Genomic DNA, 20,906 nt, shown 5'->3' with positions numbered 1-20,906 from the left:
ATCTATTCGTTTTGGTGACGTTTTGCCTGAGTCTCAGAGTCGGCGGGTTTGGATGCCTTGGGAAAGCCTGTGAAGATCAACCAGATCAGGAATCCGATATATGCGAAAACGACAACATTCAGCATGGTATCAACAAACTGTCCGCTCATGTTCGGTCCTCTCGCGATAGGCTTTTGAACAGGCAGATCACGAGGATCGGTACGATAAAGACGAACGCCATGGCCGAAAGTGCGATGATTGATCTGACCACGGAAATGTCGCCCACCAGAATCATCGCCAGCCCCAGTGCCCCCAAAATAATGCCCCAGATTGTGCGGATGCGGGGCGACGGGTTCTCGTCACCTCCAGTGCCGATCATTGCTAGTGTGAATCCTGCGCTTACGACGCTGGTTACAACGAACAGGAACGCGGCCAAAACAGTGGCGATTTGCGTCACACCGCCCAATGGGAATTTTGCAAGCAGGGCAAAAGTTGTCGCGTCCAGATTCTCGGCGTTAACGGCGGACAGGGTACCGTCCTGACGCAGAGTGTCGTAGAAACCCAGTCCACCGAAAATGCCGAACCACAAGATCGAGAACAAGGTGGGGGCAACGATGACACCGACCAAAAACTCTCGGATCGTGCGCCCACGTGAGATTCGGGCGATGAAAATGCCCACAAAAGGCGACCAGGCCAACCACCAGATCATATAGTTCAGCGTCCAGCCGTGGAACCAGTCGACGATGATGTCGTCGAAGAATTCAGCTGTAGAGAATCCAGCTGGAAGAACGCCGAAGAGGTAGCGTCCGAAGCCTGACACGATGCCGTCCATCATGAACGATGTGGGGCCGAGGATCAGCAGATAGACCATCATTCCAACCGCAATCAGCATCGCGATATTGGACAGCAGAGACATCCCTTCGCCAAGGTCGCGGCGCAGCGGAATGATATAAGCTACGCACAGCAAGGCAAAAACGGGCAGGGTTAGCACGCCAGGTGAATCAATCCCGATCAGACCAGCTAGGCCGGTTTGAATCTGGAATACGCCCATCGCCAGCGACCCGGCCAAGCCGACGGCAATCGCAACAATCGAGAGCAGATCGAAAACCCATCCCAGAGATTTGGTCCAGCGGGCCTCACCCAATGTATCGGTTACAGGGGCGCTCAGCAGTAGCGTGCGCCCTCGACGATAGGCAAAATAGGCGATGACCAGACCAACGATCGCGTAGATGGCCCAGGCGTGAAATCCCCAGTTCAGATAGGTTATGAACAAGGCATGACCGGCGGCCATGGGATCGGGGTTGTATTGGCGCAGAACCTCGAAATGGGTCAGGGGTTCGGCCGCGCCATAAAATAACAGGCCAACCCCCATGCCAGCTGCGAACAGCATGGCGATCCAGGCAGGCGTTGAAAACTCAGGTTCGGCCCCGTCGGGCCCAAGGCGAATGTCGCCAAATCGGGACAAGGCCAGATACAGCGTGACAAACAGCAGGCCGCTGACCTCAAGCATGATGAACCAGCCACGGCTGTTGAACTGCGTAGCCACCGCTGCGGATGCAAGCTGCCCCAGCCCTTGCGGGTCGACTATACCCCAGGCCGCAATCGCTGCGCTGATGGTCAGAGCGATGACAAGCAACGGGCTGGGTGACGCTGGCTTCATTTTAAACGGCCTTTCCTGGCAGTTGCAGAACAAATTCCTTTCCAGCCCTGCGCTTACAGGTGTCTGTGAATGTCGGTTTGACACTAGAGATCACCGAACCGAGTTTCAAAAGAATTGTTCCTGACCACCAAAAGACCTGAGATTTGGACATTCTGGGGGGAAAGTTCGGAAAAAGCCCTCAGATATGCGGCGTGGGCGTGTCAGGCCGAGTACGGGGGTTGACAAGTTGAGTATCTGAATGAAACGTCGAAGGTGTTGGGAGAATTTGGAAATTCAGTCGCTTGTGCCTGTTGCAAGACAGGTGCAGTTGGCGTACCGGCAGGTCCCGGATGGGACCGCTAACAGTCTCCCATCCACCAAAAGAATTGGGAGTTCACGAAAATGAAAAACAGCAGCAAGCTTAGCCTCGGCGCGGTCGTCACCGCGGCCCTTATGGCTCCGGCCGCGTATGCAGAGGAATTCATCACAATCGGCACCGGTGGTGTGACCGGTGTGTATTATCCGACAGGCGGCGCGATTTGTCGTCTGGTCAACAAAGGCCGCAAAGAGCACGGCGTGCGCTGCTCGGTCGAATCGACCGGTGGTTCGGTTTACAACATCAACACCATCCGCGAAGGCGAGCTGGAGTTTGGTGTGGCGCAGTCCGACTGGCAGTACCACGCCTTTAACGGCACCTCGAAATTCGAAGAGGCTGGTCCCTTCGAAGGTCTGCGCGCCGTCTTCTCGGTACACCCCGAGCCGTTCACCGTTGTTGCCCGTGCCGATTCCGGCATCACGAACTTTGAAGACATGAAGGGCAAGCGCGTCAACATCGGCAACCCCGGTTCCGGTCAGCGCGGCACCATGGAGGTCCTGTTGGGCGAAATGGGTTGGACCACCGACGATTTCGAACTGGCGACCGAGCTGAAGGCGGCTGAACAGTCTGCTGCTCTGTGCGACAACCAGATCGACGCGATGGTTTACACCGTTGGCCACCCCTCGGGTTCGATCCAAGAAGCCACCACCGCGTGTGATTCCGTGCTGGTGAATGTCAGCGGCGACGCCGTGGACAAGCTGGTTGGCGACAACTCGTTCTACCGCACCGCAACCATCCCCGGTGGCATGTATCGCGGTTCTGACGGTGACACCGCAACCTTTGGTGTTGGCGCGACTTTTGTGACCTCGGCAGACGTGTCGGAAGACGCGGTATATGCAGTTGTCAGCTCGGTCTTTGAAAACTTCGACGACTTCAAAAAGCTGCACCCGGCATTTGCAAACCTCAAGCCCGAAGAGATGATCGCGGACGGCCTGTCGGCTCCGCTGCATCCGGGTGCCGAGAAGTACTACAAAGAAAAAGGCTGGATTCAGTAAACCAGACCTGACGCAGGGTGCCCACGGGCGCCCTGCAACCTAAAGCCCGTAAAATAACGGGTGGTTCAAAAGGCCAAAATGGCCACGACGGGGAGACATTTGCATGAGTTCCGACACACAATCCAATCGTCCGCTATCCGAAGAAGAGCTGCAGGAACTGGTAGCTTCGTCCGATGCGGGTGGGCGTAATCCGGTCGGCAATGTCGGGATTTTTCTGGCCGTTGTGGCGGCGATCTGGTCGATTTTTCAGGTGCTTTTAGCATCGCCTATCGCCAACTATGTGTTGCCGGGCAGCGTCGTGAATAATGCACGTCAGTTTCATCTGGCCTTTGCCATGTTTCTGGCCTTTGCCGCTTATCCGGCACTGAAATCCAGCCCGCGTGACTATATCCCGGTTCAGGACTGGATTATGGGGGTCGCTGGCGCGTTTCTTGCGCTATACGGGTACTTCTTCTACGAAAAGATCGTCGATGCGGGCGGTCTTGCGGATGACACTGACAAGTGGGTCGCATTGGCCGGCCTGCTGCTGTTGTTCGAGGCCGCGCGCCGTGCGCTTGGGCCTGCAATGGCCATTATCGCGACGATCTTTCTGGCATATGTGTTCTTTGGCTCATCTGAATGGGTGCCCGAGGTTATCCGCTGGAAAGGCGCAAGCCTGAAAAAGGCCATGAGCCACATGTGGATCACGTCCGAGGGCGTGTTCGGCATCGCCTTGGGTGTTTCCACCAAATTCGTCTTCCTGTTCGTGCTGTTCGGCGCCTTGCTCGACAAGGCCGGGGCAGGGAACTACTTTATCAAGATGGCGTTTGGTGCCCTTGGCCACCTGCGCGGTGGTCCGGCCAAAGCGGCGGTTGTGGGCTCTGCGGCAACCGGCCTGATTTCAGGTTCGTCCATCGCCAACGTTGTGACCACCGGTACCTTCACCATCCCGCTGATGAAGCGCGTCGGGTTCAGCAGTGAACAGGCCGGATCGGTTGAGGTTGCCTCCTCAGTGAACGGCCAGATCATGCCGCCTGTGATGGGCGCTGCGGCCTTCCTGATGGTGGAATATGTGGGCATTTCCTATGTCGAGGTGATTACCCACGCGTTCCTGCCAGCGGCGATTTCCTACATCGCGCTCGTCTATATCGTTCATCTTGAAGCGGTGAAGCGGAACATGCCCACACTGGGTGATCGCGACGTGCATCTGGCGCGCACTGTCGTTGGAATGTTGATGTTCTTCCTTGTGTTTGCGGGGCTTTGCTATGGCTCGCAATACCCGGTCGATGCGGTCACCAGCTGGGTGCCCTCGGCGGCCGGATTGGTCCTGAGCCTGATTGTCTGCGCGGTCTATGTGGTGCTGCTGTATCTGGCGGCTCAGGTGCCGGATCTGGAACCCGATGATCCGAACGCCAAAGAAGTACAACTACCTGTCATCGCTGATATCTATAAGGCTGGGCTACACTATCTGCTGCCGATCATCGTTCTGGTTTATTTCCTGATGATCGAACAGAAATCGCCGGGTTTGTCAGCGTTTTGGGCCACCGCATTACTGTTCGTGATCCTGCTGACTCAAAAGCCCCTCAAGGCGTTGTTCCGTGGGCAGAGTAACCTGAACGCCAGCTTTATCGATGGTGTCGCCGACCTTTGGCAGGGCCTGATTGACGGCGCGCGCAACATGATCGGTATCGCCCTTGCGACCGCGACTGCAGGTGTCATCGTTGGCACGGTTACCCTGACTGGTGTCGGGCAGGTGATGGCCGATCTGGTCGAGTTCCTGTCGGGCGGCAACCTGATCCTGATGCTGGTGATGGTTGGTATCCTAAGCCTGATCCTGGGCATGGGCCTGCCGACCACGGCGAACTACATCGTTGTCAGCTCGCTGATGGCTGGTGTGGTTGTCGAACTAGGCGCGCAGAGCGGCCTGATCGTGCCGCTGATCGCCGTGCACCTGTTCGTTTTCTACTTTGGGATCATGGCGGATGTGACGCCTCCGGTCGGGCTGGCAAGCTTTGCGGCAGCGGCTGTGTCAGGCGGCGATGCGATCAAAACCGGTTTCACCGCGTTCTTCTACAGCCTGCGCACCGTGGCACTTCCGTTTGTGTTCATCTTCAATACGGACCTGCTGTTGATCGACGTCACCTGGGTTGAAGGGATAACCGTCGCGATATTCGCAACCATAGCCATCCTTGTCTTTACTGCGGGGACGATGGGTTATTTCGTGACGCACAGCCGTATTTACGAAAGCGTCGCGCTGATCTTCGTTGCATTTGCGCTGTTCCGGCCCGACTTCTTCATGGATCGGCTTTCACCGCCCTATGCGTCGGTTGAACCGTCGGCCTTCGTTGAAACGATCGGGCAAACGCCGCCGGGAACAGAAGTCCGCCTTGTCGTTAGCGGCCCTGATTTTGACACTCTGGAGATGACGGACACTACGGTCGTAGTGCCGGTTGGCAGCGAAGAGGGTGGCGCCGCGCGTGTGGACGCCATGGGCCTGATGCTGATTGAAGAGGACGGTCTGGTCAAACTGGACGAACCGATGTTTGGCACCCCGGTCGCGGATGAGTTGGATAACTTCGACTATTACGCGGATGACGCGGTGCGTCTGACCTCGGTCAGCCTGCCATCCAGTCAGCCGCCGAAGCAATTGATCTATATCCCGGCGATGATTCTGCTGGGGCTGATCGCTTTCCTTCAACGCGGCCGCGCCGCCAGACAAGAGGTGCCCGCATGACAAACTCTGTTCTTTGTGCCGTTGATATCAGCAATGGCGATCTGGACGTACATGTGTTGAAGACCGCGGCGGCCCTGGCTGAACAGGACAATGCGCAGTTGGACGTTGTGACTGTGTTGCCGGATTTTGGGGAAAGCTGGGTATCTGGCTTTTTCCAACCGGATTTCCACGAAAAGGCGCTGGATGAGGCGCATACCAAACTGACCGATATGTGTACGGCAACTTTGGGTGCAGAGCGGAACGAGAGAATCCGCCACGTCGTCGCCACCGGAACGGCCTATCAGGAGATCTTGAAGACCGCTGAAAGCGCGAACAGCGATCTGATCGTGATCGGCGCACACAAACCGGACCTCAAGGACTATCTTCTGGGTCCGAACGCGGCGCGGGTCGTGCGGCATTCGACGGTCTCGGTTTACGTGGTGCGCTAGTATCCGGTCATTTCAAGGTAGCCGCGCCCAGAGTGGCTGCCTGAGACCCTTACGGGGCCTTCCCAGTATTCGAACCGCGTCGCCATCCAGGCATCGGGTGTGATCGCCGATACGTCGACCTGCAAATCGCGATCAGGCAATGTCACGCGCCACTGGATGGGCACGTCCCGACCAGCGACTCGTGCTGTATCCAGCGGTGTGAACGAAACGGACCCGTCGGGCAGGGGCGTCGCGGTGCCATCTGCTGTGATCCAAGTGGCCGCTGTGAAATCCCCGCGCCCGCCGCGCAGGCGAAATGCCATCAGCTTATTGCCATCATCAAAGCTGAGCGAGAACCAATCCCATCCGCTTTGATCGGCAGCAAGAGGCTGGCTGGACCACTCACGATCCAACCAGCCCTGACCGGTGACAGCGACATCTCCATCGGGTAGGCGCAGTAAACCTTCGACGTCATAGAAGGGTTGAGAATAGTAATAGCTGGCCTGCCTATCGGCGGACTTGACCGAGTATCCGTCCTCTCCGTGAAACACCAGTGGACCTTGAGTTGTCAGGGTTAGGTCATAGGAAAATTCGGCGCCGCTCGCGGACAAGGACAAGGCGCGGGGATCAGGCCCGCGCATATGCCATTCGTCGATCCAGGCCTCGAATGGTTCGGCAGTCACCCCAGCCTGACCTATGCCGCCACGCGACAGGCGTTCGGCAAAATAATGCGCTTCCTCAGTCGTCACAGCAGCATGTCCCAACCACAGTTGAGGGCTTTGCCAACCTTCGGCCTCGGTCGGTTTCAGGGCGGATCGGAACAAGGTCCATTGAATGCCGTAGTCGCGCCCGTCTTCTCCGGTCAGGTTGGCAGTCAGATACCACCACTCGATCCGAAAGGACGGGTGCGGGCCGTGATCCCGCGGAAATTCGAACTGGTAGCCAGGCTTGGGGATGTCGAACCCGTCGGCTGACCCGCCCAGCCCGGCATAACCCTGCGCGTGCAAGGCAGAGGGCAGCAATAGGATCAGGACAAACAGCCAAGCTTTAACGTTCATTGGCAAATACCTTCAGAAGGTCGGCGGGTGGCAAACGCATCAAGCGCAATGCGGGCAAGGCTGCGGCGGCAAAGGCGGCAAACAGGGTCAGCACAAACAGATAGACCCAATCAGCAGGAAACAGAAACATCGGCAGTCGCCAGCCAAAAGCCTGTACGTTGATCACCACCAACAGCGCCCAGGCCAGAACCAACCCAAGTGGCAAGGCAAGCACGGCCGTCAACGCCGCCAGCAGCACACTGCGCAACACCTCTAGCCGTGCCAGTTGCGCGCGTGTCAGCCCCAACGCCCAAACCGGGGCAACCTGCGGCAGCCTCTGCGTCCACAATGTCAGCAAACTGGTCAGGATGGCAAATCCCGCCACCCCCAGTGTCAGTACGTTCAGTGCGGAAGTCACCACAAAGGTCTTGTCAAAGATCGCCAGCGATTGCGCTTTCATGGCGGCCTGTTGCACGACGGCCCGCCGAGGTAGGTCAAACTGGTCTCGCAACGCCTGCGTTACTTCGGTGGCGCGCTCGGGTGCAAGGCGGATACCGAACCTGCGCGTGTCGGCCCCCGGGGCGATTTGGTCAAGCTGCGGCATTGATACGATCGCCTGACCGGTTGGATTGCCGTAGTCCGAATAAACACCTGCCACGGTCAGCGCATGCCCTGCATTCAGGGTCAGCGTATCCCCAGGCCACAAACTCGCACGGCGGGCGAGCTGTTCATTGATTAAAACGGCGTCACCCGTCAGGACGCGATCCCAGACATCATCTGAAGAGGCGATCAGAGGCCAGTGATCGCGGTAAGTCTGGTGGTCCACAATTCCGTATAAGAACAACGGCCCGGTTTCGTGGATCAGTTCAACGCTGCGGATTGGCAACACGGCGTCCACCTGCGGGCCTAGCCATTGGGCAATCTGTTGACCTTGTTGATTGTCAGTGGCGGTCACGTAAACCTCGGACGTCAGGCGTTGATCCAGCCAGCCAACAAAGGTGAGGCGAAAGCTGGAAACCATGGTTCCGACACCAATATTCGCGGCCAAAGCCAGCAGCAGTGCCATCAAAGCCAAAGACAGACCCGGCAATTGCGCCTGCATATCGGCCCAGACCCATTGTGCGATCGGCCCTCGGGCGCGCCGATGAAAAACCGATAGGGCGAGGGACAGAAGATAGGGCAGAGTCAGTGCCGCTCCGGTGAGAATGCCGCCGACCATCACAAACCCGGCAACCAACCCGTTAAAGGCAAACCCTATGCCAAAGCCACCCCCGATCAGGGTCAGACCGATCAGGCCCGCGCTGCGTTGTCCCAAGGCTGAACCACGCCAAGCTTGAACTCCGGAACCAGTCAGCAAGGGCATACGCGCCAATCGATACAAGGCGTGGCCACTGGCAAACATTGTGCCCGCTAATGCCATCGCCAGCCCCGCCAGCGCCCATTGCGGTTGCAAGGACATTTGCCCGTCGACAGGTGCGCCGTAAAGCCCGCGCAAAGTGGCCGCGACGTCGGGCAGCAGCGCTCCGGCGAGAAAGAACCCAAGGATCAGGCCCAAGGTGCCGCCGATCAGGGCCAACGCGGTCAATTCAGCCATGATCACCCAGATCAAACGCCGCATTGAGACACCCAGAGCCCGTAGGGTGCGGATCATCGCCCTTCGTTGCGCAAAGGCCAGCCCGACGGTGCCATGAACAATAAAAAGACCGACGGCAAAGGACAGCAGTCCAAATGCGGTCAGGTTCAGATGAAAACTATCCGTCAGACTGGCCGCATCCAACTGCGCCGAAGCTGCAATCCGTTCAAGTTCAGGCGTGATCTCGGATAGCGGTGGTACGCCAAGCGGCTGATCCGGAAGCACTATCATGCGCGAGATCTGCCCGGATTTGTCCAGAAGTGTCTCGGCAGCGCCGATATCGGTCAGGATCAGATCAGGCGGAACCGTGTCAGAGGTTAGAATCGGCGGCAGACCGCTTTGCCCGCGCAGCACCTGTGCAAGATCAGGCGCAGCCAGCAAGCGGCCCGGTGCGGTCAGCATGTCGGCCGGGTCGGGGGGCGTTTCGCTTTGCTCAATCTGGGTCACGGCGGGCAGGGCCGGGTAGGCGACCATGTCAACGCCCATCACCTGTACCGTGCGACCCGAAATCCGCAGGGGGCCTTCCAAAACAGCTGCCACTTGCCAACCTGCACGGCGCAGCGCGACATAACGCTCAACCGGGATCGGGCCGGACGGGTCGCGCAGCTCATCAAACAGACCCAGCGCAAGCTGATCATTGGCCTGTTGATAGCTGGCGCGCGCCTCGGCATTGATGGCCTGCACCGCCGACCACAACCCGGTCGCCAACGCGATGCCAATCAACAGCGTTGCCAGTTGCAGCCAGTGACGTCGCCAATGCGACAGCAATGCCTGTATGATTGCCCCAGTCATGCGATATGGCCACCGGTCAGATGCGCCCGCCGATCCAGACGCGCCGCGATGTCTGGCGAGTGCGTAACTAACAGTAAGGCGGCACCTGTCTCGGCAACTAGCGAAAGCATCAAATCCAGCACGGTCGCGCTGGCGGTTTCGTCCAGATTGCCGGTTGGCTCGTCCGCCAGCAACAATTTAGGCCGGGGGGCCATAGCGCGGCCGACGGCGACGCGCTGTTGTTGACCGCCTGACAGGTTTTCAGGATAGCGCGTCAGCAAGTCGGACAAACCAAGCCGTTCAGCCAGTTGCGCGGTCCAGTCGGTGTCTTCACGGTTCGCCAATCGGGCGTGAAATGAGAGGTTCTGAGCGACCGTCAGCGATGGAATCAGATTGAATTGCTGAAACACCAACGACACGCTCTCACGGCGCAACGCGGCCCGACCACGGTCATCCAGCGAAGAAAGGGCGGTGCCGTCCAGCGTAATCTCGCCGCCGTCAAAGCTGTCCAAAGCGGCAGCAAGGTTCAAAAGCGTGCTTTTGCCGCTGCCGCTTTCACCGGTCAGAGCCAGCGTCTGACCTTGATCCAAAGCCAGTGACACATCGCGCAACACCGGCCGCCCGCCGGGATAGGATTTCTGGACCTTGTCGATATTCAGCAGCATGCAAACCCCTTGGACAGTGCCTGTCACAATGTGCAACGCCACCCCACAGAGTCCAGCATCCGGGCGCAATCTTTTGCGATTGTCACAGCCTTGTTCTTTTTTGGTTAAGTCGCCATTGTGTCAGAACTTCTCCGGGCCGGGATACGAGTTTATGACACTAGCGCAGCAGATTGTTTGGGGCAGTATCTACCTGGGGATTTGCTTCCTAATCGAAATCATCCTTTTGACGTGGTGTACGCAGGTCATCCGGCACGCGGTACCCCGGCTTGAGAACACGAAACGGTTTCTTGCCATCGCCGGTCCCATCTGTATCGCACTAGCATTCATCGTTGCAATTCACACGTTTCAAGTCTGGTTGTGGGCGATCGTCTGGGTGTTGGGGGATGTTCTGCCTGACTGGAATTCGGCCTTGTATTTCTCGTTGGTGACTTTCACCACCCTAGGGTACGGCGACATTGTGTTGGGTGAGCCACTGCGCATTTTTGGCGCGTTTGCCTCGGTCACAGGTTTGCTGGCGTTTGGCCTGTCGACGGCCTTTATGGTTGCGCTGATGACCCAGGTTTTCAAAGAAGAGCTGATGTCTTAGAGGATGGGTGCGAACAAGCGCGCAAGCGGCGAGCCGAACCGAATATAGCCGGGTTGTTCGGGCAGTTTGCGGGTCAATTCATAACTGTTTTCAAAATCGTCGCGCAGCATTTTGTCCACCGCTTCAGCCGCGCGTTGGTCGAAAAACAGTGCCATGGCTTCGAAATTCAGCCGGAATGATCGGTTGTCCAGATTGGTCGTTCCCACAGCAGCCAGAGTGTCATCGACCACGAATGCCTTTTGATGCATGAACCCTTCAGTATACCGAAACACCCGCGCACCGCAGTCGCGGATTTCGTCGAAATAAGCGAAGGCAGCCAGCCAGGGCAGGCGGTGGTCAATCACCTCGGGTACAAGGATGCGCACATCGACACCTCGAAGGGCAGCGTGCTGCAGGGCCGTCATGACGTCGATATCAGGAACAAAATAGGGTGAGGCGATCCATATCCGTTCCTTGGCTGCAGTGATGGCCGAGAAAAACATCATCGCACCAGTTTCCGTTTCGTCCCCCGGACCGGTGGCGACCAGCAGGGCATTCATGTCCTGTTCGGATTCTGATCCGGCCCAGTTGAGCTGATCAATCAGATCTTCTTCGTGGGCCCAGTGCCAATCCTCGACAAAAATCAACTGTAATTGACGGACGATATGGCCGGTCATTTTCAGATGTGTGTCGCGCCAATGGCCGAAATGTTTGCTCTGGCCCAGATACTCGACCCCTACATTGTGACCGCCAATAAAGCCCGTTTCACCATCAATGATTACGGTCTTGCGGTGGTTGCGATAGTTCAGCTGAAAGCGATATTGTGGTCCGCGCCGGTCGCGCGGGTTTGCAATCTCGACCCCGGCGGCGCGCAAGGTGTCAAGGTAGGCGGTCGGCAGACCATAACTGCCGACGGAATCGGTCATAAAGCGGACCGAGACACCACGCTCGGCTGCGGCAATCAGTTTGGACTGCAACTGTTTGCCCAGGTCGTCATCGCGGACAATGTAGAACTGGATCAGGATATAACTTTGCGCGGCGTCGATTGCCTCGAAAATGGCATCGAACGTGGCCTTGCCGTCGATCAGCAAATTGGCACCGTTTCCACGCGATACCGGCAGGTGCGCCAGAACCTCGAATGGCCGTGCGTTGAACGGCATTGAGCCGGGCTCGGGCATTGAAAAATCTGCAAAGCTTTTGATGCCTTCAACGACGCGTTCGCTGTGCTTTCGCGCAATGCGATACCCGCGGAAACGGTGGTGGCCCAGAAAAAGGTACATGGGTACGCCAATCATCGGAGCTGAGATCAGAAACACCACCCAGCCAACCGCGCCCTGCGGTGTTCGGGCGGTCTGTGCCGCCCGTATCGCGAAGACCACTGCTGTCACGTACAGGACGAGGACAGCAGCGGAAACAAGCAATGTCCACATGAGGTTATCGTTCTCTGAGTACCTTATTCCGACCCAGTGTAGATGCGATTCCAGTCTTGCGCCATATCCACGATGACCCAGCCCATATCGGGGCCTTTCTCCAACCCGTCGACCAGTTTTCCGATCGGGCTTTCACGGTCATAGGCCCATTCTCTTTCAGCGTCGGTGTGATGGATCAGGACGCCCAAACGCGGTCCGTGCCCGGCGGTTGTCCACTCGAGCATGGCAAAGTCCCCGTCCGAATTTCCACCGGCCAGAATGGGGCGCCTGCCAAGGGTGCGTTCGATATTAACCGGCTTGCCTTCCTTGTCGTCTATAAAGGCAATGCCGGGGGCCTTGATGATCGTGGGTTTGCCTTCGGCCGTTTCATAAGTGGTGGCAGTATAGGTGCCCAGTACCTGCTCTGGCGGCACGCCATAGGCGTCCTCTGCAAACACGCGCATGAAATGCAGCCCGCCGCCCGAAACGATGTAAGTGCGGAACCCTTCATCCCTGAGATAGCGTAGCAGTTCCACCATTGGCTGATAGGTCATCTGGTCATAGGGCAGCCCGGTATCGGGGTGACGCGCGGTGTCCAGCCATTTGGTGACCGAGGCCTGAAACTCTTCGACGCTGACCCCGGAATGCGAGGCATTCAGGACTTCGATCAAGGCCTCATGGCCGCCTTCCGCGATTGCCTCCATATCCCCCTTGGCCGCAGCTTCCAGCGTTGGGCTGGTCAGGATCGAAGGATCAACCGCGGCCATTTCGGCAAGGCGGTCCATGGCGAAGGTCAGTTGGAAATACACCGGCTGTTCCGCCCAAAGCGTCCCGTCATTATCGAACACGGCGATCCGGTCTGCTGGTGTCACGTAATCGGGATTGTCCGGATCGGTGACGGCGTCAACAAAAGCAACAATCTGATCCTTCGACGCAGAGGTTCCCCAACTGGGCAGCGGATCGGCCAGGGCAATCGACGGGGCCATGAAAACGGCAGCAGCGAGAAGGGCGGTCTTCATGAGAAATTCCTTTTTCTTCAACGTGAAAAGGGCCGCCGTTGAACCGGCGACCCTAAGCTTCCGAGGGAGTTAGTTGTTGGTCGGCGTGACCAGTTTCTCCATCACCTGATCCAGATTAAAGCTTGCCGCTTTCTGGCGTGGCGGGAACTCCTGGAAGGTTTCCAAGAAAGACCCGACATATTGCTGTGCTGGCACTAGGAAATAAGCCCGGTCCAACAGCCAGTCATAGTAGGTGTTCGAGGTCCGATATGCGCGCTCATACGGATCACGGCGCAGGTTCACGATCAGCGGAATACGCAGTTCAGTCCAAGGCTCGATCCAGGCGCGCAGGGTGGCCCACGCCTTCTGCTCTAGGAAGATCAACTTCCAATCGTCAAAACGCAGCGCGGTCAGGTCACCGTCATCCGAGAAATAGAAAATTTCACGTCGGGGGCTTTCCGTGGCCTCACCGGTCAGCAGAGGCAGAATGTTATAACCGTCCAGATGCACCTTGTAATCGCGGCCCATACCAGAGGAGCTATAGCCAGCCTTCAGCTTTTCCTTGATCTCTGGATCACCAGCGACGGCCAGATAGGTCGGCAGCCAGTCCATGTGATGCACGATCTCATTGGTGACCGATCCAGCCTCGATCTGACCGGGCCAGCGCACCATCGATGGAACGCGCCATCCGCCTTCCCAATTGGTGTTCTTTTCGCCCCAGAACGGTGTCATGGCAGCATCCGGCCATGTGTTCATGTGCGGTCCGTTGTCGGTGGAATAGTGGACGATCGTGTTGTCTGCGATTCCAAGCTCATCCAGCAGGTCCAGCAACTGCCCTACATGCATGTCATGTTCAATCATGCCCGCAGTGTATTCGTCTGCAACGCCACCAATTATATCGTTCGCTTGCGCGCGCATTTCATCCTTGACGTGGGTGCGGAAATGCATCCGAGTGCCGTTCCACCAGACATAGAAGGGCTGGCCTTGCTCATGGGCTCGCTTGATGAAGTCAATTGCAGCGGCAACGGTCTCTTCGTCTACCGTCTCCATGCGCTTGCGGGTCAGGGGGCCGGTGTCTTCTATGGTGCCGTCCGCCTTGGATTTGATTACACCGCGCGGGCCATACGCTTCGCGGAAGGTGCGCCCATCGGCCAGAACCGCGTCGCCGGGATAGTCTTCATTTTCCGGTTCTTCCTCGGCATTCAGGTGATACAGGTTTCCGAAAAATTCATCAAATCCGTGATTTGTCGGAAGATGCTCATCCTTGTCGCCCAGGTGGTTTTTACCAAATTGACCAGTGGCATAGCCGTGGTCCTTCAACAAGCCCGCGATGGTTGGATCTTCGACCTGCATACCCAGATCGGCACCCGGCAATCCAACCTTGGACAACCCGGTCCGGAATACTGATTGCCCCATGATATAGGATGACCGGCCCGCGGTGCAGGATTGCTCGCCATAATAGTCGGTGAAGATCATCCCTTCCTTGGCGACGCGATCGATATTGGGCGTCTGATAGCCCATTAACCCCATCGTGTAGGCCGAAATATTGGATTGTCCAATATCGTCCCCCCAGATGACCAGGATGTTGGGTTTCTGTTCCTGCGCCCAGGCGGGAATTGCCAACGCAACGGCGAATGTAGCCACAGCAACCCGGCGCAAGCCTCTGCGCCAACTGTATGCAATCGAACGTGGTGGTGACATGATGTACTCCTGATTTGAAAGGGTCGAAAAAACCCGGAGGTGAAAATTAGTTGGAGGCTGGCTGTTTCAGCCAATAAGCTGCCAAGAAATGGTCGATTTCTGAACGGCGTTACATCACCCGTAGGGGAATCGAGCGTGCTCAGGTTAGGCGATCAATGAGATTGAAAACTCATCATATGATGATATTGAAAAATTCTAATGTTTGACAAAGCGAATAATATGAAACTCTTGCAGGGCGGAGGCTGGTTCAGCAAACGTTCCGCCGCATTTCAGCGTGATTTGTTGGAGTGCGGGGTCCCGAAAACCTATGAAGCCTGGGAAACGCTGTATCACCATGGCGATCCGTCCAACGGGGTCTTTGCTGTCCTCAGCGGTGGCGTGCAGATCACCGCTCCGGCGGATGACGGGCAGGAATTCGTTCTGCATCGCGAAGGCGCGGGGTTTTGGGTCGGGGATCTGGCGTTGTTTGCGGATGAACCGCGTCTGATTAGTGTCGTAACGACGCAAGAGACGCACGCGGTGTACTTCCCAAGCGGCCGCGTGACCAAGTTGGTTCAGTCCAAGCCTGACTACGTTCGGGACTTTTACGCGCTGACCCACGAGAATATGCAAACCGCCCTTCGGATCATGGCAAACCTGGCGGTCACGGGCAGCGAAAAGAGGTTAGTTCTCAGGCTGCTGCATCTGGATGAAGGCACCTCGAAATGTGATGGATGGATCGTCGTGTCACAGGAAGAATTGGCCGAGATGATCGCTGTGTCACAACCTACTTTGCATCGCAGCCTGCACCGCCTTGCTGATTTGGACTTGATTGAACTCGGTTATGGACGGGTGCGGTTGAAGAACAGACAGGCGCTGATCGCGAACTGCCAGACCTAAGCGTTAAGGGTTCAGCGGTGGAAGCGGTTGAGCCTGCGATTGTGGTGTTTCTGCAAGTTCCTTCATGGCCGAAATTGCAGCGGACCAATCCGGTGTTTTCTGATTGGTATCAGATGCATACCGTGCACAGCCGATCCTTGCCAACTGTGCCTCAAGTTCCCGATACCCCTGTGGATCACTGCTGCGGGTTTTCCAGGTTTCCAGCGCTGAATAAGCTTCGGACAGATCATGGGCCTTTAGCGCGCGTTGCAATTCCGCCAGAGCAAATGCAGGCGATGCGCTATATGCTTGGTGCCGCGCGTCTTTCCAAGTGCGAAAGCGCGGTGCGCCCCAACGCAAAGACGCCCAAATAACAATTGCCGCCAATCCCAACCAAAGCGCATATTCAACCATCCTGTCCGTCGTCAGAGGGTTCGACCTGGGCGCGGTGAGCGTCAGATCCACACCCGGTACTTCCACGTTTTCGACCGCGTCAGTTGACAGATTGAACCACTGAAAAGACACGGGCGGCAGCTGCGCTTGGCCGCCATCTTGGGCAAGGTACACTACCTCTTCGACCCGTTGGCCGGACAGAATACCTCTATCCTCGGTTTCAGTTAAGCGTGGGTCCTTGGGGTAAGGGCGCAGCAGAGGTTCTTGATATTCAGGAATAAGTTTCGGAATAAGGATCGGGCTGGTGCCGGTGATACGTGCTGTTAACCGCCGTGTAATTGCATCTCCGGCCTGCATCTCAGTCACGCCCTCAACCTCTTGCTCCAATTCAAAACCCGTCGCGATGATCAGAGGGTTCAGGTTGGTTGCACCGTCTGGGACAACAGCATTGATTGCTATCGGTGAAAGCGGGACCGAGACTTGTATTGGAGCATTCGTTTCAGGGTCGGCAAACGTCACCTTCATGTCGGTGACGCCAAGGCTGATTTGCCCGGCAAGTAGAGGGTAAATGCGATAGCTGCGCTGAACCCCGGACCATGTTTCACCGTTCACGGGCTCACTGACGGGACCTGATGCGCGTTCAGGAAGCCGGACCAACAGGTTTTCCTGTTCCAGTGACGGGAAGACGGGTGGAGACGGCATGAACGTAGGAACCAGTACCTTGATGCGCACGATCGCCGGTTGCCCCACGATCACGTCTTCGGTCGGCGTCTCCACCGTCACTTGAGGTTGGACTGCAGTTGTTCCTTGCGAAAGCACTGCGCTAGGTAACAAAAGCAGCAGGAGGAGAAGGCGCTTCATTGCGTTCGCTCCTGATTTTCCAACAAGAACCGATTGCGCAGAAAGTCCTGCATGTCTGTGTCGATGGCGCTGATCCATTGATCCGCGGAAAGGGGCTGGCTGCCGTCGGTTTGGGCTTGAATGGTTGTGTTTTCGCCCCGACCTGCGTCGTTGTCGAATACGGTGTCATCCGCGCCGATACCTGCCTCTTCACCGGTATCAGATTGTTCGCGAGTGGTTTCAACATAGTCCAAAATGGCTGTGGCAACTTCAAGATTATGTTGCGCATCCGGCCAGTTAGGGCGACGCTCTAACGCAGTTTCAAAGGCCGAAATAGCTGGTCTGTATTCCCGGTTTCGGATGCGTGCCATTCCCTCGGCGAAGGCTGCTTCAGGCGTTTTAAGTTCCGCAAAGATCGCCGCGGCCTCGGGGTATTGGCCTGTTTTTAGACGAGCGTAACCTTCGTGATATGGGTCTTCGAACAACTCTGCCGCATCAGCAAAGCGTTTTTGGTTCATGGCGATCTGGCCCTGTTGGTCGGGCGTCAGGAACCAATCGCGCCATCCGTCGGCATTGGCCGGGCCAGACGGTTGAACAAGGAATAGCCCCAGCATGGCCCACCGAATGACCCAACCCCGCCTGAACCAAAGAAGGGACAACAGCGCAGCTGGCCAGGCCAGAATCCACCCTCGGTCTTGCCAATCAAGCCGGTCCTCGTCATCCAGAGCATCGACATAAGCTGTCTGTATTTGCCTCAGCAGTCGCGTGACATCCCGGTCATCAGTTGAAAACGGGACCACTTCGGCGTTTTTCAGGGTGTTGAGCTGAACGATTTCCTGGCTGTCAGGCAGCAATGTCAGAAAAAAAATCTGCGATGACGCGGTTTCGAACTCTGGAATCTGCGAGGGGTCTAGATCATCCAGAACAAACAGCACTGCGCCTGGTGTCTGACTTTCATCCAAGATGCTTTGCGCCAGTACTAAAGCGTCTCCTGCGGCATCTCCGGACTTTGGCATCACGGCAGGGGTCAGGCCCTCCAACAATGGACGCAAGATGTTCGCATCCTCTGTCAGGGGTGCAACCCGGTGCGATGAGCCTGCATAGGCAATCAAAGCGGTCTGTGCGCCAGACCGTGCGTCGATGATATCGGTGATCTTAAATTTCGCCCGTTGCAGGCGCGACGGGGTCAGATCGGTCTCTTCCATGCTGTCGGTAACTTTCAAGGCGATCACCAGGGGGGCCGTATCCGCGATCAGAGAGTTGGCCGCCCGCGTCCAGGTCGGACCAGCAGCGGCCAGCGTGAGTAGAACGGCGACGGTCATGGCAACGTCGATCGGATAGATCCGGCGGTTTGCTTCGGCACCTAACAAAAGTGCTTTAGCCAAATGAGGAGCTATACCAGCAGGCAGGTCAGATAGCCCCTTGTGTTTCGGGCGGATCGCCCACCACAGCACTGCGATTGGGATTAGGAATAGAAGGTAAATTACTCTGATAAAATGAAATTCAGTCACAGCGTCGATCATGTCGCTCTCCTGTGACGTTGTGCGAAATGAAAGCCGGCCGAACTGCAAAGAAAAACGATCAGCGCCATCAGCAACGGGTAATGCGTCAGGCTTTCGCGTGGGCGGTAGCTTTGGGTTTCGACAATTCTGGGGTTCTGCTCATCAATTCTCTGGTATGTGTCGCTCAGCGCAGCCTGATCGTTGGCAAAGAAATACTGGCCACCAGTACGATCCGCGATGGCTTGCAGCGCGTCCAGATCCACACGGTCTTCGCCAGTGGCGTCAGGATCACCAACGCCGATGGTATTAATGACCACACCATTATCCGCTGCGATGGCTGCAGCGTTGGCGGGCGTCATGCGGCTGGACGTATCCGCGCCGTCGCTGAGTACAATCATCAAACGCTGATCTACCTCGCTTGAGTCAAAGATACGTATTCCAAGCCCGATCGCATCACCCAAAGCCGTATTCGGACCCGCCATGCCGACTTGAGTTTGATCCAGGAACCCATTCAAACTATTAAGGTCTTCGGTAAATGGTGCCTGTACGAAGGCGCGGGTACCAAAGATAATAAGCGCCATCCGGTCACCCTGGCGCTCGGCAATAAATGCGCGCAACACGTCTTTGACAGCAGCAAGGCGCTGCTTGGGCGTTCCATCTGTGGATTGGAAGTCGCGCTGATCCATCGACCCTGAGATGTCGAGAGCCAACACAACGTCCCGCGCAGATTTTTCGACGACAATAGGATCAGCCAGTTTTTCAGGACGAGCAAGGGCTGTAACAAGCTGCAGCCAGATCAAGATGGCCACGAATGCTTGCAGCATTGACCGCTGTGAGATCATAGACCCCGATTGCGGATCAGCCCGTGCAGCCTTGGCGACATGGCGGAAAAACGGGATGCGAATTGCGCTGGTCTGTTCACGATGCGGTGGAACAAACCAATAGACCAACAGCGGTAAGGGCAACATCAGAAAAACCCAGGGCGCGGCGAATGAAATCATCTGCGCCCTCCTTCAGGTTTGTGGCTTTGTATCCAGACCCGTGCCATATGTGACAGTTCCGGGCTTGATGGGCTTATTCTGTAGGGCCCTTCGAGTAGTAGGCGAGATGCCGGAGAGGAAACCGGCATTTTTTCAGCAGTTTGCTGCAGAAAGTTTAGCCACTCTTGCCCATGCAAACTGGCAACCTTCGCGCGTGGATATGCAACAAGTGCCGTACGGCGTAAAATCTCTGCGACTTTTGCGGGGTCATCGTTCGCGGCTTGTAGATCGGCAAGTGCGGCGCGTCGGTATGCGTTGGATCGCTGATGTCCGCGAAACAAATGAAGTCCCACAACAATGACTGCCACTACAACGACTGCAAGAGCCAGCCAACCCCAGGTCTGCGGTGTCATTGGAATTGGTTCGGGCACGGGCGCGGGCACCAGCATATCGAGAAGCTCTACCAGGGATTTGCCGTCCACCTCGGCGCTCATGTCCGTCCTCCGGGATGACCGAACAATTTCAGCAATTGATCAAGGGCCGGCTCGGACGTTGTCAGCGGGACAATCGGGAAGCCATAGCGCCGTGACCAGAGTTGCAATTGCGCCAACCTATTATCCATTGCAGCCTTGATACGGCTGGACAGGTCCGGGTCGGAACTGTCGAGCTCGATTTGTTTCATCCCATCCGAAACTGTCATCTTCAAGCCTGCGGTCAGTTGATGCGCACTAGGGTCGGAAATATTGAACAGAATAAGGTCGTTGGATTGCGCTAAGCGGCTCAGCAGGCGTTCTGATGCCCTGTCCAGACCATCGAAATCCGAAAACACACAGATCAACGCGTTGGTATGTGCAATACCGACCGCCTGTCTCAGCACGTCATTCAGCGCGATGGTCGGATCAGGACGCAAGGACGCGTTCAAATCGCCATTCAACGCAGCGACCGAGGATAAGAACCGCGTTAAGGCAGCGGCGCGGCGTTGCGGGCGGTGTTCGGCCAGATCAGTGTCGCCAAAGACGATGCCGCCGACACGGTCACCTTGCGACAGGACGCGATGGGCCGCAATCGCGGCGGCCTCGGCGGCGATGACTGATTTCATATACACTTCGGTACCGAAAAACATCGAAACGCGTTGATCGACCAGCAGCAGGGCAGGGCGATCCCGTTCTTCGGTATAGACCCTAACATGAGGTTTTCCGGTGCGCGCCGTCACTTTCCAGTCGATAGTCCGTATGTCATCGCCAGGGAGATAGCCGCGCAGTTCTTCGAAATTCAGACCGCGCCCTCGCAGCCGCGACGCATGGCGGCCATTCAGGATTGAACGCGCAGGTTGTCTCGGCAAAAGGCTGAGCACGCGCGACTTCGCGCCAAGCCGCAACAGGTGTTGGGCATCCACATGAATGCGTGGGTCATTAGGATATGTGGCGGTCTGGGCCACGAACTTC

The 20,906-nt window shown here is 56.9% G+C and carries 18 protein-coding genes; 5 read left to right on the top strand and 13 right to left on the bottom strand.

Annotated features, from left to right (window positions below; all coding sequences use genetic code 11):
• Positions 1 to 2 precede the first annotated feature (2 nt).
• On the bottom strand, positions 3 to 149 hold the full coding sequence (locus tag ACR0JB_RS05695; RefSeq protein ID WP_170394203.1) for a hypothetical protein: 147 nt from the start codon (positions 147 to 149) through the stop codon (positions 3 to 5).
• Positions 146 to 1,639, bottom strand: coding sequence for a BCCT family transporter (locus tag ACR0JB_RS05690; RefSeq protein WP_170394201.1), 1,494 nt, complete (start codon positions 1,637 to 1,639; stop codon positions 146 to 148). Before ACR0JB_RS05690 ends, ACR0JB_RS05695 begins: the two co-directional genes overlap by 4 nt.
• Positions 1,640 to 2,020: 381 nt before the next feature.
• Between ACR0JB_RS05690 and ACR0JB_RS05685 the strand changes: the two genes are divergently transcribed.
• From ACR0JB_RS05685 to ACR0JB_RS05675, 3 genes are all read left to right on the top strand, one after another.
• The gene (locus tag ACR0JB_RS05685) at positions 2,021 to 2,989 is read left to right on the top strand and encodes a TAXI family TRAP transporter solute-binding subunit (RefSeq protein ID WP_170348796.1); all 969 of its coding nucleotides are present in this window, start codon (positions 2,021 to 2,023) and stop codon (positions 2,987 to 2,989) included.
• A gap of 103 nt (positions 2,990 to 3,092) precedes the next feature.
• A complete protein-coding gene (locus ACR0JB_RS05680) occupies positions 3,093 to 5,702 on the top strand; it encodes a TRAP transporter permease (protein ID WP_170394198.1) in 2,610 nt (869 codons plus the stop codon).
• A complete protein-coding gene (locus ACR0JB_RS05675; protein ID WP_170348794.1) occupies positions 5,699 to 6,130 on the top strand; it encodes a universal stress protein in 432 nt (143 codons plus the stop codon). Before ACR0JB_RS05680 ends, ACR0JB_RS05675 begins: the two co-directional genes overlap by 4 nt.
• Here ACR0JB_RS05675 and ACR0JB_RS05670 read toward each other — a convergent pair.
• The 3 genes from ACR0JB_RS05670 to ACR0JB_RS05660 are packed head-to-tail and all read right to left on the bottom strand — an operon-like array spanning position 6,127 to position 10,215.
• Complete coding sequence (locus ACR0JB_RS05670; protein ID WP_170394196.1) at positions 6,127 to 7,167, bottom strand: lipocalin-like domain-containing protein; 1,041 nt, start codon at positions 7,165 to 7,167, stop codon at positions 6,127 to 6,129. The two genes, ACR0JB_RS05675 and ACR0JB_RS05670, sit on opposite strands and share 4 nt — an antisense overlap.
• The gene (locus tag ACR0JB_RS05665; protein WP_170394194.1) at positions 7,157 to 9,571 is read right to left on the bottom strand and encodes an ABC transporter permease; all 2,415 of its coding nucleotides are present in this window, start codon (positions 9,569 to 9,571) and stop codon (positions 7,157 to 7,159) included. Before ACR0JB_RS05665 ends, ACR0JB_RS05670 begins: the two co-directional genes overlap by 11 nt.
• Entirely contained in the window at positions 9,568 to 10,215 is a 648-nt protein-coding gene (locus tag ACR0JB_RS05660; protein WP_170394192.1) for an ABC transporter ATP-binding protein, read from the bottom strand. The genes ACR0JB_RS05665 and ACR0JB_RS05660 overlap by 4 nt, the downstream gene beginning before the upstream one ends.
• 151 nt (positions 10,216 to 10,366) lie before the next feature.
• Between ACR0JB_RS05660 and ACR0JB_RS05655 the strand changes: the two genes are divergently transcribed.
• On the top strand, positions 10,367 to 10,801 hold the full coding sequence (locus ACR0JB_RS05655) for an ion channel (protein ID WP_170348790.1): 435 nt from the start codon (positions 10,367 to 10,369) through the stop codon (positions 10,799 to 10,801).
• On the opposite strand, the gene cls is transcribed toward ACR0JB_RS05655, so the two are convergent.
• From cls to ACR0JB_RS05640, 3 genes are all read right to left on the bottom strand, one after another.
• Entirely contained in the window at positions 10,798 to 12,210 is a 1,413-nt protein-coding gene (gene cls / locus ACR0JB_RS05650; RefSeq protein WP_170505788.1) for a cardiolipin synthase, read from the bottom strand. The genes ACR0JB_RS05655 and cls overlap by 4 nt on opposite strands.
• 23 nt (positions 12,211 to 12,233) lie before the next feature.
• Positions 12,234 to 13,208: an HAD family hydrolase gene (locus tag ACR0JB_RS05645; protein ID WP_170505791.1), complete on the bottom strand. Its 975-nt coding sequence runs from the start codon at positions 13,206 to 13,208 to the stop codon at positions 12,234 to 12,236.
• A gap of 69 nt (positions 13,209 to 13,277) precedes the next feature.
• Positions 13,278 to 14,888 (bottom strand): arylsulfatase, encoded by a 1,611-nt coding sequence (locus ACR0JB_RS05640; RefSeq protein WP_174820415.1) that lies wholly within the window; start codon positions 14,886 to 14,888, stop codon positions 13,278 to 13,280.
• Positions 14,889 to 15,107: 219 nt separating this feature from the next.
• On the opposite strand from ACR0JB_RS05640, the gene ACR0JB_RS05635 reads away from it, so the two are divergent.
• Positions 15,108 to 15,767, top strand: a complete 660-nt coding sequence (locus ACR0JB_RS05635) for a Crp/Fnr family transcriptional regulator (protein ID WP_254437328.1) — start codon at positions 15,108 to 15,110, stop codon at positions 15,765 to 15,767.
• 3 nt (positions 15,768 to 15,770) lie between these two features.
• Here the strand turns inward: ACR0JB_RS05635 and ACR0JB_RS05630 are convergent, their stop codons facing one another.
• From ACR0JB_RS05630 to ACR0JB_RS05610, 5 genes are read right to left on the bottom strand one after another with little or no spacing between them, the layout of a single operon-like run.
• A complete protein-coding gene (locus tag ACR0JB_RS05630; RefSeq protein ID WP_170394185.1) occupies positions 15,771 to 17,000 on the bottom strand; it encodes a BatD family protein in 1,230 nt (409 codons plus the stop codon).
• Positions 16,997 to 18,502 carry a VWA domain-containing protein gene (locus ACR0JB_RS05625; protein WP_170394183.1) on the bottom strand — a complete coding sequence of 502 codons (1,506 nt, stop codon included), beginning with the start codon at positions 18,500 to 18,502 and terminating at the stop codon, positions 16,997 to 16,999. The genes ACR0JB_RS05630 and ACR0JB_RS05625 overlap by 4 nt, the downstream gene beginning before the upstream one ends.
• The gene (locus tag ACR0JB_RS05620; RefSeq protein WP_170394181.1) at positions 18,499 to 19,482 is read right to left on the bottom strand and encodes a vWA domain-containing protein; all 984 of its coding nucleotides are present in this window, start codon (positions 19,480 to 19,482) and stop codon (positions 18,499 to 18,501) included. Before ACR0JB_RS05620 ends, ACR0JB_RS05625 begins: the two co-directional genes overlap by 4 nt.
• On the bottom strand, positions 19,479 to 19,955 hold the full coding sequence (locus tag ACR0JB_RS05615) for a DUF4381 domain-containing protein (protein WP_170394179.1): 477 nt from the start codon (positions 19,953 to 19,955) through the stop codon (positions 19,479 to 19,481). Before ACR0JB_RS05615 ends, ACR0JB_RS05620 begins: the two co-directional genes overlap by 4 nt.
• Positions 19,952 to 20,899: a DUF58 domain-containing protein gene (locus ACR0JB_RS05610; RefSeq protein ID WP_170394177.1), complete on the bottom strand. Its 948-nt coding sequence runs from the start codon at positions 20,897 to 20,899 to the stop codon at positions 19,952 to 19,954. The genes ACR0JB_RS05615 and ACR0JB_RS05610 overlap by 4 nt, the downstream gene beginning before the upstream one ends.
• Positions 20,900 to 20,906: the final 7 nt, after the last annotated feature.

The sequence above is a fragment of the Ruegeria sp. BI7 genome (genome assembly GCF_056537925.1).
This window is presented reverse-complemented; position numbering and strand designations above follow the sequence as displayed.

Excerpts from the sequence above, each read along its gene's own strand:
- ACR0JB_RS05645 (WP_170505791.1), bottom strand. The coding sequence starts at position 13,208 with ATGAAGACCGCCCTTCTCGCTGCTGCCGTTTTCATGGCCCCGTCGATT.
- ACR0JB_RS05670 (WP_170394196.1), bottom strand. The coding sequence starts at position 7,167 with ATGAACGTTAAAGCTTGGCTGTTTGTCCTGATCCTATTGCTGCCCTCT.
- ACR0JB_RS05685 (WP_170348796.1), top strand. The coding sequence starts at position 2,021 with ATGAAAAACAGCAGCAAGCTTAGCCTCGGCGCGGTCGTCACCGCGGCC.
- cls (WP_170505788.1), bottom strand. The coding sequence starts at position 12,210 with ATGTGGACATTGCTTGTTTCCGCTGCTGTCCTCGTCCTGTACGTGACA.
- ACR0JB_RS05680 (WP_170394198.1), top strand. The coding sequence starts at position 3,093 with ATGAGTTCCGACACACAATCCAATCGTCCGCTATCCGAAGAAGAGCTG.
- ACR0JB_RS05655 (WP_170348790.1), top strand. The coding sequence starts at position 10,367 with ATGACACTAGCGCAGCAGATTGTTTGGGGCAGTATCTACCTGGGGATT.
- ACR0JB_RS05690 (WP_170394201.1), bottom strand. The coding sequence starts at position 1,639 with ATGAAGCCAGCGTCACCCAGCCCGTTGCTTGTCATCGCTCTGACCATC.
- ACR0JB_RS05630 (WP_170394185.1), bottom strand. The coding sequence starts at position 17,000 with ATGAAGCGCCTTCTCCTCCTGCTGCTTTTGTTACCTAGCGCAGTGCTT.
- ACR0JB_RS05640 (WP_174820415.1), bottom strand. The coding sequence starts at position 14,888 with ATGTCACCACCACGTTCGATTGCATACAGTTGGCGCAGAGGCTTGCGC.
- ACR0JB_RS05665 (WP_170394194.1), bottom strand. The coding sequence starts at position 9,571 with ATGACTGGGGCAATCATACAGGCATTGCTGTCGCATTGGCGACGTCAC.
- ACR0JB_RS05620 (WP_170394181.1), bottom strand. The coding sequence starts at position 19,482 with ATGATTTCATTCGCCGCGCCCTGGGTTTTTCTGATGTTGCCCTTACCG.
- ACR0JB_RS05660 (WP_170394192.1), bottom strand. The coding sequence starts at position 10,215 with ATGCTGCTGAATATCGACAAGGTCCAGAAATCCTATCCCGGCGGGCGG.
- ACR0JB_RS05675 (WP_170348794.1), top strand. The coding sequence starts at position 5,699 with ATGACAAACTCTGTTCTTTGTGCCGTTGATATCAGCAATGGCGATCTG.
- ACR0JB_RS05615 (WP_170394179.1), bottom strand. The coding sequence starts at position 19,955 with ATGAGCGCCGAGGTGGACGGCAAATCCCTGGTAGAGCTTCTCGATATG.
- ACR0JB_RS05635 (WP_254437328.1), top strand. The coding sequence starts at position 15,108 with ATGAAACTCTTGCAGGGCGGAGGCTGGTTCAGCAAACGTTCCGCCGCA.
- ACR0JB_RS05625 (WP_170394183.1), bottom strand. The coding sequence starts at position 18,502 with ATGATCGACGCTGTGACTGAATTTCATTTTATCAGAGTAATTTACCTT.
- ACR0JB_RS05695 (WP_170394203.1), bottom strand. The coding sequence starts at position 149 with ATGAGCGGACAGTTTGTTGATACCATGCTGAATGTTGTCGTTTTCGCA.